The following is a 12,955-nucleotide window of genomic DNA, read 5'->3' as shown; positions in this document are numbered from 1 at the left end:
TAATAGCGCAAAAGTAATTAATATTTAATAAACCGGCATGCCTCTTTTCAAAACAATAACACCACGAAAAGGAACTAAAGTCTTCATTTGGAAGGTGGAAGAGTCTTTGGAGTGGCTAAGTGAGGGTATAAGTTTAACTAATCACTGTGCAAAGAGAGTCGATGGAATGAAATCTGAAATTCATCGGCGTGGTTTTATGAGTATTCGGCATCTTATGGCGGAAGCCGGTTATGTAGATCAGGATTTGTGGTATGATGATTTGGGAAAACCACACCTTAAAGATGGTCAGTATATTTCGATTACCCATTCTTTTAATTTTACCGGAATTATTGTGAGCAACCAGCCGGTAGGAATCGATATTGAAAAACAACGTGATAAAATTATAAAGATCGCCAATAAATTTACGCCGCTTAGGGAATATCATACACTTGCAAATGAAGAAGCAATTATTCGAAAATTAACCATCGTTTGGGGAAGTAAGGAATCTATTTATAAAGTTCATGCTCAGCCAGGATTGGGTTTTTTAGAGCATATTTATATCAAAGATTTTGATTTTGAAGACGCCGTTACCCGCGGAACTGTTACTTTTGAAGGCGAAAAAACCGAGTATGAACTGGAGTTCCTGGAATTTGAAGGATTTACCTGTGTTTATACGTTTTTGCTAAATTAAAATTGATGCCTAAAATTTTAGATGCCATTATTAAAGCATCGAAAATCAATAAAAAACTACTTGCGGTTTTAATTGACCCTGAAAAGTTTGCTACGGAAAACTATAGCTATTTTATCGAAAAACTACCTGAAGCAGTTACCCATATTTTTGTAGGAGGTAGTACTGCGACCACAGCGCAATCTGAAGTTTGCGTAGATTTTATAAAAACCAAAACTAATTTACCTGTTATTTTATTTCCAGGGGACAAAGAGCAGATTACTGAAAAGGCAGACGGGATTTTATTATTGAGTTTAATTTCGGGAAGAAATCCTGAGTATCTTATCGAACAACATATAAAAGCGGTGCCTAAATTATTGAATGCAGGCCTGGAAATTATTCCAACGGGCTATTTGCTCTTAGACGGCGGCAATCAAAGTGCCGTGGCACGAGTAAGTAAAACGAAGCCTATTCAGCAAGATGAAATTGAGTTAATTAGAAACACAGCTTTGGCTGGTGCGATGTTAGGAAAGCAACTTGTTTATCTGGAAGCTGGGAGTGGAGCTTTAATTCCCGTTTCAGAAAAAGTAATCGCTGAAGTGAAAAGGGATTTAAATATTCCGCTTATTGTAGGTGGAGGAATTCGAAATGCAACGCAACTTAAAAAGGCGTATAAAGCCGGGGCAGATCTTGTGGTTATAGGGACCGCTTTTGAAAATGGAGAATTTAAATAGTAGTAATTAGTATTCAGTACTGGACTAGAAGTAGACGTTGTAAAGTAGGAAAGTGAAAAGTAGAAAGTACATATCCAAACGCAAGACTCGAGAATCCAGATAATTTTGGATTGGCTGTAAACCGTTCGCCGTGAACTGTCAACTTTTTTCAATTTTGAATAGTTTTGAGCTGACAGCTGAAAGCTTATCAGATAAAAACGTCACCCTTATCAAAAAAGGATGACGTCTTTTCAGTATTTTATAGTTATTTAAGCGTAAACTTGGCTCAAAAAATCTTTTAGAGACTGGGACTTTCTACCGAGTACTTTTTCAATGTCGGTTTTTTCAAAATTAAATTCCCCATTGGCTATTCCCTGGCTAAACATGCTTAACATTCCAACGATTGGATCTGGTAAACCGGCAGTTTTCATTTGGGATTCAAATTCATCTACTTTAGGGGAAACATAAGCAATTTTCTCACCTAAGATATCAGTTAGGATTTCGCTAATTTCTTCGAAAGAAAACAGTGTACTTCCGTTAAACTCATATATTTTATTGCGGTAATCTTCAGAAGAAACAACAATATTAGCTTCTGCTTCAGCAAAATCTTTTCTGGGGATAAATGCTACTTTTCCGTTTTCGGTAGGTAAGTAAATAGCCTTTGTTTTTAGTAACTGCTCTTTGTCGCCAATAAACATGGGCACGACTTCACTATAAAGATTGTGTCTTAGGATTGTGTAATCTAAACCAGAATTTAAAATCGCTTCTTCGGTTTGTGCATGTCCGCTAATCACAGCATCTAGCGGAGCATCTTTACTTTCTGTTTTTCTTACTGAACTGGTGTAGAAAATATGTTTTACGTTGGCCGCTATAGCCGCTTCAATAACATTTTTGTGTTGTTGCAGGCGGGCATCAAGATCGCTACCCGAAATTAAAAAGACCTGCTCTATACCTTCAAAAGCGACTTTTAATTTGTCAGTATTTTCATAGTCCGATACTCTGATATCTAAACCTTGCGATTCATACTCTTTTACAATATCCTTTGCAGTATCTCTTACTAAAACAGCGATGTTGCTTGCATCTGCTTTACTCTTTAGAACGCTTACAAGAAGTTGACCTAAACTTCCTGTTGCACCGGTGATCAATGTCTTTTTCATTTCATTTTATTTAATTACTAAAAGAGATTTAGTTACTTTTGGTAAGTAAAGATATTGCATCTTTGTCTTTTAGACAAGAGGTTTCAGGAACGTAAATTAGTTACCTGAAAGTTATTAATTTTGAAAATCAAGAGGTTATATATGATGAAAAATGAAATAAATTTTTCAGAAACTGAAAATTGTCCGGTTCGAAATATCTTAGATCGTTTTGGAGATAAATGGTCTACTTTGGTTATTTTAATTTTGGGAAATTATGATACTCTTCGTTTTAATGAATTACAAAAAATGATTGGGAGTATTTCCCAAAAAATGCTTACTGTAACGCTAAAAAAGCTAGAGACCGATGGTTTAGTGACCCGAAAGGTTTATGCTCAGGTTCCTCCAAAAGTAGAATATTCTTTAACAGATCTGGGGTTAAGTTTATTGCCAAAGCTTGAAAGTCTGGTAAAATGGGCTAATGAAAATATGCATCAAATTACTAAAAACCGATCTTTCAGTAAATAAAAATAATACGAGCTAAAGAAAAACAATCTAGTATAGACTTTTATCCTGTGTTTTTAAACCTAAGAATTTATAATAATCTTTCAAGGAAATTTCGAAGTATTTATTTTGAATCGTTTCTATAGGATCTTCTACGTAACGCTGCGGGAGTAAAAAATGTACAGATTCATTATCTAATTTGCGAATTACAAAAGTATATTTCTTTGAAGATTTACTGGGTAGCCTAATTAATTCCCGTTTAATATTTGAGATAAATTCTTCGTCATTTTCTATTTTACTTGTGATAACTATTTTTCGGCTTGTCGTTATACATAAATAATCGTTTAGACTTTTTAGATTGTTTATATCTGTTTCCTCAAAAATAAAAATTTTGGTTTCAGATTGATAGTTCCAATCTTTTTTGAGTGTAGGGTAGGTGTATTTACCTTCCAAACATTTTACGATCAAGAGGTAATAAAAATGATTTTTATAATTTATCGTTTTTAGATTAATAGAATCAAAATTTTGATAAGCTTTAGATATTGTAGTGCTTTTATTATGAGTTGAAGGTTCCTCTTCCGCTATATTTTTTTTAATATAATTGGGATGGTCTGTCCAGCTGTTTTCCTGGTTGTTATATGCCCAGCCAGTAGCGTTTTTTATAATTCCGATGTTTTTATATATTTTAATATCAGATTTAAGTTGTGATTGTGCACTTAATGAATAAGATGTAATTAGTAAGGAAAAGAAGATTAGTTTTAGGGGCTGTAACATGATGAATGATATTTTATGATTGGTTTTGTAAAAGATGTATAAGTAGTTTTTCTATTTTTAATAAAGTCTGAAATAACTCAGATTGATTTTTACTGATCTTATCTATTTTTTCTTCACTACTATGATAATAGTTAGTTTTCTTTAGGTTTTTTTTGGGGAATTCATGCATTCTCCGCAGCATTTGCCCTTCATTTGTTAAAAGCCACTCCAGGCTATATCGAGGGAAGGCTCTTGAAAAATTAGCAATTACTTCTGCACTTGGATAGCTATTACGGCGCTTTAGCATATTAAGATAGCCACTAGACTTCGATAACTTTCGTTCAAATTCCGCTTTGTTTAGGCCTTCTCTTTTGCGTACAATTTCTAAACGTTCAATCATGGTTAAAGTAAAGAGTAGGGATTTTTTGAAAAAAACTCACAATTGTTTGTGTTTTCAGATAATTGTTTGTAATATTGTTCTTGTTTATTCCAAAGGTATGTTTTCTTCTTGTTTAGCGCAAGAGGTGTTTCTTTTATAACCGTAATTTTAACATGTTTTTGTTGATATTCTTCGTTACGGTTGTCAGTAAAATGTAGTTTTTTGTCCTCTTCATTTTCTTCTTTTTCCTTTTTATCATCATATTTTTCCTTATTAAATGTTGGGCTGATTAGTATCATAATGTTAAATTTGAATAGATTATTTTATAGATTTCATTTTACTGGAAAATCATGCAAAGTATAGATTTGAGTAATAAAAAAAGAATTTTGATCTAATGAGGTCTTTTAAGAAGCCAATAAAAATTGCTTTAAAAGTATTTTCTATAATTAATATTGTTTGGATAAAATCAGATTTTTGAAACTATGGAACAACTCTCTGATTTTTTTCTTGATTCTTATAGAGATGCTTCAACTTTTAATATAATTCTTGAGGCCGTTGTATTTATTTTTGGGATTTTAAGTGTTTATTATTCTAAAAAAGAAAATCTCCTGGTATACCCAACCGGGCTTATTGCAACTGTAATTACCGTTTATTTATTGTATAAAGCCGAATATTACGGGGATATGATGATGAATTTTTATTATTCGGTAATGAGCGTATATGGCTGGATTAACTGGGCGCGTAAAAAAGATGGTGAACCGGTTGTGCCAATTACCCGAACTAATACAAAAGAAAAACTAGTGGGATTTGCTCTGTTTTTACTTACCATGATCGTCACTTATTTAGTGTATAGAGCCTTCGATTATGAAATAAAAATGGTTAATTATATCGATATTTTTACTTCTGGAGTGTTTTTTACGGCAATGTGGTATATGGCGATTAAAAAATTAGAGAACTGGACACTTTGGATTTTTGCAGATATTATTACAGTCCCGCTCTATGCGTATAGAGGGTTGGGAATGCTTTCTCTACAATATATTATATTTACCATTTTGGCCATTCAGGGATATTTGGTTTGGAAAAGAAACTTGGGGAGTCATGTGAACTTATAATAGAACCTGGAACTATTAAGTTAACATCATAAAATGTGAACCTTGATTTTTTAAAATACAAACAATTGTTAATACGAGTAGGTTTTTATTTAATTACTTATAAGAATCAAATTATTCTAAGGTGCTGTCAAATAGCCATTTGAAAAGCTTTATTTCATTTTAAAATTATTAAATATGCGTTAATAGACCCCGTTAATCTGCATTTTTTAATGTATATTCACATTCCTTATGCCTTTTATAATTAAAAATGGTAACATGGGTGAAATGGGAGCGAGAATCTTCAAATTTAATGTTCCTTTAAAATCAATCAAACCTTATGTGAATTAGAAGGTGGTCCAAAAAAAAGGCTACAAAATAGAATATAGCAATTAATCAACTAACAATAAAACTAACAGAACCGTGAAATTAAACGAATCAGACATTCTGCAAATTCAGGATAAGGGCTTAACCACTGAAGAGGTAAAGCGACAGGTTGAAATTTTTAAGCGAGGAAATATTAAAGTAGATATTCAGGAGGCAGCAACCGTTGGTAATGGTATTTCGGCTATTTCAGATGAAGAGCGTACGGAGTATATAAGAGCCTATGAGCATAAGAAGGAAGAGCTGGATATTTTAAAATTTGTTCCAGCTTCTGGAGCTGCGACAAGAATGTTTAAAGCACTTCATAATTTCGTAGATGAATTTAATCCAGATAAACAAGAATTGCGTGAGTATCTGGATGAAAAAGGTGATTCTAGTCTTCGAACATTCTTTAATCATATAGAAAAATTACCTTTTTATACTGAAGCGATAAAGGCTGCGAAGAAAGATAATAGTGATTTCGACAATCTTAGCGATGATGAAAAGAATAAGCTAATTGCTGAAAATGTGTTATATGCCAAGGGGCTTGGATTAAGCGACCTGCCTAAAGGTTTGGTTCCTTTTCATAAATATGATAATGTAGTTGTTACCGCTTTTGAGGAACATCTTTATGAAGCAGCAAAATATGCGGAAAGTAAAGGAGTGGTAAAATCCCATTTTACCGTAGGCCAGGATGATAAAGATAAATTTGAGGCTGAATTTGAGAAAGTTAAGAATAGAGTTGAAGAAAAAACAGGTTCCAAATTCGAAGTTTCTTATTCCTATCAGGATCCAAAGACAGATACTATTGCGGTGGATGGAGAGAACGCTCCATTTAGAACAGAAGAGGGAAGTATGTTTTTCCGTCCAGGAGGGCATGGAGCTTTGATTGACAACTTAAACCATCAAGATGCAGATATCATTTTTATTAAAAATATAGATAATGTTGTGATATGGGAAAGCCTTGGTGACGTTGCAGATTATAAAAAAATGCTTGCCGGAAAATTACTCGAGTTAAAAGATGAAACCTTCAATTTAATCAAGGCGTTACAGAATGATCCTTCAGAGGAGGTGTTAAAGGATGCTTCTGATTTTCTGACTCAGAAGCTTTTTGTAAAATCCCTTTCAGGAGATGAATCGGCAGCAGAATATATTGAAAAACTTGATCGCCCGTTACGTGTTTGCGGCATGGTTAAAAATGAGGGAGAACCTGGGGGAGGACCTTTTCTAGTAAAAGATGAAGATGGTGAAATTTCTTTACAAATTATTGAAGGTGCGCAAATAGATGATGATAACCCCGAGCAGGTGAAACTCGTTAAAGAATCAACACACTTTAATCCTGTAGATATTGTTTGTAGTGTTAGAAAACCCGAAGGAAATACTTACGATCTGGAGAAGTATGTAGATCCGAATACGAGTTTTATAGCGAATAAAACAAAAGATGGAAAACCTTTAAAGGCCTTAGAACGTCCAGGTTTATGGAATGGGGCAATGGCTAAATGGAATACGGTCTTTGTTGAAGTACCGGTAACCACTTTTAATCCTGTAAAAACCGTAGCAGATCTTTTAAAGGAAAGCCATCAACCGGTTAATGATTAATCAGGAAGAGTTAATAAAAGAACTCGATTTTAGAGCGGTAAAAAGCAGTGGCCCCGGTGGGCAGCATGTTAATAAAACCGCCTCTAAAGTCGAGTTGTATTTTAATATAGCCTCATCTTCCGTACTTACTGAAATTCAGAAAGAGCGATTACAAAATACTTTTTCTACAAGGATTACTAAGGACAATATCCTTATTCTTCAAAATGGTAATTCCAGAAGTCAACATAAAAATAAAAGTGCGGTAATCAATCAGTTTCTGGAAATGATTAAAACTGGCACAAAAGCTCCAAAAGTCCGAAAAAAAACAAAGCCGGGTAAAATGGCGAAGTTAAAAAGACTGAGAGCAAAGAAGATTCAGGCAGAGAAAAAGCAGAGTAGAAAAAATCCATTAAAATAAAACTGTAGAAAAATTACACACCTGTAGAATTAAAAGTGTAGAATTCTACGGTTTTGTGAAATCAAATATAAAAATGAAAGTTTTTAAGTTATTTGATTTTAGGAGATTAGAGGATATTCTGTTAGTTTTTGGTTATGGCATGGTTTTGACTAATAGTTAATTAGTTAGGGTTATTGAAGGATTTTGAATAACTAACGCAGCAGTAAATAGCTGTTGTATAATTTAGATTTTCGGATTAAAAAGAGGCTGTGGTGGCCTCTTTTTTTAGAGCGAATTCCCATTGTTTCATTTTGAGTCACCCGTAATTTTACTCGATCCTCGTGATTAACTACTCCTCCGATCCCATTTATGGATCTACATACTTCAATAACATAATTTTCGAATAAATGAAACACCCATGGATCACACTTAGGTGATTTCATAAGCTGATATTATATTTTCGTATACCTCTTTTGAAACATTTTCTGACAAACTTTTAAGAAGGATCCGATAGTACTCTCCTGTAGTTATGGATTGCGTATCATTTCTACATAATTAATTCTTAAAGCCTCATAATTTCTACAAAATGACATAGGCTTAAAAATCTTTTTTTAATATAAATAACTGATAATTAGTCTGTTTTGTGTGGTCTCTTGAATTGGGTATAATTTTTCCTTTACTATAAACAACCAACAAAACGAAAAAATAACAAACAGAATTATTACTAAAACTTATACTCATGAAAAAATCAATTTTATCAGTAATGGCAGTTGCAGGATTATTTTTTGCAAGCCAAACCATGCGGGCACAGCAAGAGCCTGTGGAAGAAACAACAGAAGAGATAGAGGCTGAGGTAGCTCCTGAAGTTGTTGGCTTCGAAATGATAGATGTATTAGCTCTACCACAACCAGTTAAGGATGCTACAATGACAGAATTTAACGCTGTAGCTTCTGAAGCCTGGGTGAAATTAGAGAATGATAAAAAGATTTACAAACTTAATATTGCTAGTGATGGTGAAGTAAAAACCGTATATGCTACCGCTGATGGAGAGTGGCTTAAGGAAGACGAAGTTATTGATGGTAACTAATTTTAAAATCAGTTAAAAAAGGATTTTTTTACGAGGTTAAAGTGATGCCGAGAAACAAAGATTCCAACTTTGCGGCAACGGAAAAAGAACCGGTTAGTGAGTATTTTTCAGGGCAATCTTAATACTACTAACTAACACATATAGGAATGTTTGGAAAAATACTACTTAAATTTGGCGATTTTTTCTAATCGGTTCTACCGTTTAAAATGGGAGTAAACTTTTAGGTTATATTCTAATTTAGATGAAAAAGAGGTCTATTCAAGACCTCTTTTTTTTTTATATTTTATTTGTAAGAATTTGGTTATATCTTTTCTAAATTTGTGACCTCTATTAAAATTAGATTATGCCAAAGATTCTCATAGTAGAAGACGACGTTCCTTTCGGTACCATGCTCAAAACATTTCTATCTAAAAGAGGTTACGAAGCAGCGCTTTGTTTTTCAGGTGGGGATGCATTAAAACTAATAGCTAATTCAGAATTTAATCTTGTACTTACCGATGTGCGGCTTCCAGATTACGATGGTTTAGAGATATTAAAAGAGGTGAAATCCAATAATCCCTCTACTCAGGTAATTGTAATGACCAGTTATGCGGAAATTAGTATGGCTGTGCAGGCAATGAAAGACGGTGCCTTTGATTATGTAAGTAAGCCATTTAGGCCCGAATCTATTTTACAAACTATAGAGAATGCTTTAAATACCGAGATTGTCGAGCAAGGAATACCTAAAAGAAAAATAGCAAGCGAAAAAAGCAAAAAAGTAGATGACAGTGTTCAATATATTAAGGGAGTTAGTGATGCGTCACGTAAACTCAATGATTATATAGAGCTTGTGGCACCTACCAATATGTCGGTTTTAATTACCGGCGAGAGCGGTACCGGAAAAGAGAATGTTGCTAAAAGTATTCATTATCAAAGCAAGCGTAAAGATGCTCCTTTTATCGCAGTGGATTGTGGAGCGATCCCTAAAGAGATTGCTTCCAGTGAGTTTTTTGGTCATATTAAAGGTTCATTTACTGGGGCAATAAACGATAAAACAGGCCATTTTAAAGCAGCAAATGGCGGAACATTATTCCTTGATGAAATAGGAAATCTTAGCTATGAGCTTCAGGTGCAATTATTGAGGGCTCTGCAGGAACGCCGAATTAAACCGGTGGGAAGTAATAAAGAAATAGAAGTTGATATTCGGGTGGTTACCGCAACCAACGAAGATCTATCTCAGGCCGTAAAGGACGGAGAGTTTAGAGAAGATTTATACCATCGTCTAAATGAGTTTTCCATAAAAGTTCCCTCTTTAAAAGATCGTAAAGAGGATCTTATGCTTTTTGCAGATCATTTTTTAGAAGAAGCCAATGCCGAGTTAGAGAAAGAAGTTGTTGGTTTTACCGATGAAGCGGTTGAAGCTTTTAAAAATTATACCTGGCCCGGAAATTTACGTGAGCTCAAAAATATGGTAAAACGTGCCGTATTACTTACACAGGATAAACTAATCCCAATGAAAGTTTTACCACACGAGATTGCGACTGCTGAAAAAAGGGAAGAGGATTACGGACTTTTTAAAAATAAGAACGAGGAGAAGCTAATCCTGGAAGCTTTAGAAAAAACAGGAGGTAATAAAAGTAAGGCGGCCAGAATGTTGTCTATAGACCGAAAAACGCTTTACAACAAGCTTAAGCAATATAATATCAAACTATAACCTCGTTTTCTAGTTCTCGCAATACTGTTTGTAATTGTTGTATTAACTCATCAATTTCGGTATCACATACCTCTACTTTCTTTTCCAATCGTTCTAACACAGGAATTACAGGGGTAATTCTCATTTGTTTAAACATAGGGAGCATTTTATGCGCTATTTGACCTATAGCATCATAATTCTTGTCTTTTTTGTGAAATTTTATCTTCGCTATATTTTCTTGAGAACTTTCTAAAAACGCCTTAATGATAATATGCATAGCTTCTTTGTCCTGGCCAGAAAACATATAAATATCTTCCAAATTATAAAACTCGTTATGCTTAGGTGTAAAATCGTTTTTTGGAATAAGTGGTTTTTCTTCAGTTTTGGTTTCAACATTAAAAACTTCACTAATGCTAAGTAGAAGATCCTTTGGTTTAAAAGGTTTGGTAAGCTTAGCAGTAAAACCCGTAAGGGTGTATACTTCGTCTTTCATATCTGTACGGCCGGATAAAGCAATAACCGGAGTTTTATTTAGGTTTTTGTCTTTTTTAATAGCATTCATTAACTGAAAACCATCCATAATTGGCATTTGGATATCGGTAAGAATCAAATCATATTGATTTTTGCCGAGAAGCTCAAGTGCTTTTTTACCATTTTCAGCAGTGTCGAATTTTAAAAGATGATTTTTTAGGAATTCTAAAGTTAACGCCAATTGCGCCGGTTCATCATCGACCACCAAAACCTTTTTGTTTCCCAAATCTAAACTATCTGTTTTTTCTGTAGGAGGATGTGGATTTTCTGGGACTGGTTTCTTTTGGTTTTTAGATTTCTGGACCGGGATGGTAATGGTAAACTCACTTCCCTTACCCTGTTCACTTTGTAAACTAATTTCGCCTTTTAACAAAGAAGTAAGACTTTTTGTGATGGTGAGGCCCAGGCCTGTACCACCATATTTCTTTTCGATACCGCTGTTTTCCTGACTAAATTCTTCGAAAATAACTTCCTGCTTTTCTTTAGAAATTCCAATTCCGGTATCTTTTACTTTAATAATAAGGTATTGTATATCTTTTGTTTTGGTCTCAATTTCAGCCGAGACTATTATGTTGCCTTTTTCGGTAAACTTACAGGCGTTGGTGACCAGGTTAGCAATAATTTGTTTTATTCTGAAAGGGTCGCTTGAATATTGCCCATCAGCCTCTTCAGAAATATCAATGATAACCTCAAGGTCTTTATTTAAATTTGCGGGGATGTTATTCTGAACGGTATCGCTGATAAGTTTTTTAGGATTGAATGGTAAATTTTCTACCAGCATTTTACCGGCTTCAAGTTTCGATAAATCCAACAGATCGTTTACCAAATGGAGAATAAAATCTGAAGATTTATTGATCTGGCTTAGGTAGTGACGTTGTTTATTACCCAGCTGTGTTTTGTTCATCAATTCAGAATAGCCAATCACGGTATTTAAAGGAGACCTTAGATCGTGCGTTATAGCAGCCATAAGCTGTTCCCGGCGTTTTAGAAGGGTTTCTGCGAAGTTTTTGGCTTCTTCCAATTCAATACGATATTGCTGGCTACGCCTTACATCACGAATAATAAGCATTAAAAACAGCAAGATTACAATTACACAAACAATTCCGGAAACCATAATGATAGAAACGGTGTCTTCTAAAGTTTGCTGTGCTTTTTCAGTTCGTTCTAAAGAAGCCTCCCGCTCGTCTTTCTCAATATTGGCTAGGATTTTTCGAAGTTGCTGGTTAAGTACCATATCATTATCCAGCAAATCATTTTCCTTTTCGATGATGGTTTGCCTAAACTTAATATTAGCTTTTTGAAAATCGTTTAATACCTTTTTTACAGAATTCACTAAGGAATCTGCAGTTTGATTGGTCAATGATCGGGCATTATCTGCACGTGCATATTCCAGCCATTTTACAAGGACTCTTTTTTGGTAAGGTTCTAAATCATTAAATCTGTCGTCGTAGCCCTGATTAGATTCAAAACTTTCATTAACCCGGTTAAGCTCTTCCATTACCTGTTTGTAGTAATTGGTGTTGCGTTCTTTTTCCCGTAGATTGATTAAAGCTTCCAGGTTTTCGGTTTTTAGGTCTAAAAGCTTATAAATGCTGTCAAGTTCAGTATGTAGTTGATTTTCGGCATATTGCTCGTCTAATTCAACTAAATTCATTTTAATAGAATCCAGTTGTGCCTGGTATAAAACGATATCTTCTTTAGTGCCGGTTTGGATTAATCTTCGACTCACATTTTCAGTCTCATATAGGTCGCTGGTAAGCTCACTAACTAAAAAAAGCTGTTCATTGTTACTGCTATTGCTTTGCGCCATGTGGCTAAAGATGACTACCCGGTTATAAATAAACCAAACGGCCACCACCACCAGGACCGCAATAAGCAGGTAGCCGGCAACAACTTTTAGGGTAATCGATCTTTTAGTGTTTTGCATAGTTTTTAGCGCTTCTCAAAAATAAACCATTTAAATCAATTGCAATAATTGTTCATAATCAAAAAAAGCGTTCTACATTTGCAGCAAATCTCATAAGGGGTGCCCTTCGGGCTGAGATTATACCCAATGAACCTGGGCGGGTAATGCTGCCAAGGGATAAGTGCAAAGCGCACTACAGCACTCC

General features: G+C 34.5%; 13 protein-coding genes. 8 read left to right on the top strand and 5 right to left on the bottom strand.

What is annotated here, in order from left to right; all coding sequences use genetic code 11:
* The first annotated feature begins 37 nt into the window (after nt 1–37).
* The gene (locus tag ZPR_RS21160) at nt 38–670 is read left to right on the top strand and encodes a 4'-phosphopantetheinyl transferase family protein (RefSeq protein ID WP_041579321.1); all 633 of its coding nucleotides are present in this window, start codon (nt 38–40) and stop codon (nt 668–670) included.
* A gap of 5 nt (nt 671–675) precedes the next feature.
* A complete protein-coding gene (locus ZPR_RS21155) occupies nt 676–1,380 on the top strand; it encodes a phosphoglycerol geranylgeranyltransferase (RefSeq protein WP_013073830.1) in 705 nt (234 codons plus the stop codon).
* A 248-nt stretch (nt 1,381–1,628) separates the two neighbouring features.
* Here the strand turns inward: ZPR_RS21155 and ZPR_RS21150 are convergent, their stop codons facing one another.
* Nucleotides 1,629–2,516: an SDR family oxidoreductase gene (locus ZPR_RS21150; protein ID WP_013073829.1), complete on the bottom strand. Its 888-nt coding sequence runs from the start codon at nt 2,514–2,516 to the stop codon at nt 1,629–1,631.
* Between the two features lie 141 nt (nt 2,517–2,657).
* Here ZPR_RS21150 and ZPR_RS21145 point away from each other — a divergent pair, with 141 nt between their 5' ends.
* On the top strand, nt 2,658–3,020 hold the full coding sequence (locus ZPR_RS21145) for a winged helix-turn-helix transcriptional regulator (RefSeq protein WP_013073828.1): 363 nt from the start codon (nt 2,658–2,660) through the stop codon (nt 3,018–3,020).
* Between the two features lie 27 nt (nt 3,021–3,047).
* On the opposite strand, the gene ZPR_RS21140 is transcribed toward ZPR_RS21145, so the two are convergent.
* Genes ZPR_RS21140 through ZPR_RS21130 form a run of 3 tightly spaced genes read right to left on the bottom strand, consistent with a single transcriptional unit; the run spans nt 3,048 to nt 4,427 of the window.
* On the bottom strand, nt 3,048–3,770 hold the full coding sequence (locus ZPR_RS21140) for a hypothetical protein (protein ID WP_013073827.1): 723 nt from the start codon (nt 3,768–3,770) through the stop codon (nt 3,048–3,050).
* A gap of 13 nt (nt 3,771–3,783) precedes the next feature.
* A complete protein-coding gene (locus ZPR_RS21135) occupies nt 3,784–4,149 on the bottom strand; it encodes a helix-turn-helix domain-containing protein (protein ID WP_013073826.1) in 366 nt (121 codons plus the stop codon).
* Nucleotides 4,150–4,151: 2 nt separating this feature from the next.
* Nucleotides 4,152–4,427, bottom strand: a complete 276-nt coding sequence (locus ZPR_RS21130) for a hypothetical protein (RefSeq protein ID WP_013073825.1) — start codon at nt 4,425–4,427, stop codon at nt 4,152–4,154.
* Nucleotides 4,428–4,610: 183 nt separating this feature from the next.
* Here ZPR_RS21130 and pnuC point away from each other — a divergent pair, with 183 nt between their 5' ends.
* From pnuC to ZPR_RS21105, 5 genes are all read left to right on the top strand, one after another.
* The gene (gene pnuC, locus ZPR_RS21125; RefSeq protein ID WP_013073824.1) at nt 4,611–5,240 is read left to right on the top strand and encodes a nicotinamide riboside transporter PnuC; all 630 of its coding nucleotides are present in this window, start codon (nt 4,611–4,613) and stop codon (nt 5,238–5,240) included.
* Between the two features lie 399 nt (nt 5,241–5,639).
* Complete coding sequence (locus ZPR_RS21120) at nt 5,640–7,178, top strand: DUF4301 family protein (RefSeq protein ID WP_013073823.1); 1,539 nt, start codon at nt 5,640–5,642, stop codon at nt 7,176–7,178.
* A complete protein-coding gene (gene arfB / locus ZPR_RS21115; protein WP_013073822.1) occupies nt 7,171–7,575 on the top strand; it encodes an alternative ribosome rescue aminoacyl-tRNA hydrolase ArfB in 405 nt (134 codons plus the stop codon). Before ZPR_RS21120 ends, arfB begins: the two co-directional genes overlap by 8 nt.
* Nucleotides 7,576–8,317: 742 nt before the next feature.
* Nucleotides 8,318–8,641 carry a hypothetical protein gene (locus tag ZPR_RS21110; RefSeq protein ID WP_148211776.1) on the top strand — a complete coding sequence of 108 codons (324 nt, stop codon included), beginning with the start codon at nt 8,318–8,320 and terminating at the stop codon, nt 8,639–8,641.
* Nucleotides 8,642–8,984: 343 nt separating this feature from the next.
* A complete protein-coding gene (locus tag ZPR_RS21105) occupies nt 8,985–10,334 on the top strand; it encodes a sigma-54-dependent transcriptional regulator (RefSeq protein ID WP_041579317.1) in 1,350 nt (449 codons plus the stop codon).
* Here ZPR_RS21105 and ZPR_RS21100 read toward each other — a convergent pair.
* Nucleotides 10,324–12,771, bottom strand: a complete 2,448-nt coding sequence (locus ZPR_RS21100) for an ATP-binding protein (RefSeq protein WP_013073819.1) — start codon at nt 12,769–12,771, stop codon at nt 10,324–10,326. The two genes, ZPR_RS21105 and ZPR_RS21100, sit on opposite strands and share 11 nt — an antisense overlap.
* Nucleotides 12,772–12,955 lie beyond the last annotated feature (184 nt).

The organism is Zunongwangia profunda SM-A87, assembly GCF_000023465.1.
Classification (GTDB): domain Bacteria; phylum Bacteroidota; class Bacteroidia; order Flavobacteriales; family Flavobacteriaceae; genus Zunongwangia; species Zunongwangia profunda.
This window is presented reverse-complemented; position numbering and strand designations above follow the sequence as displayed.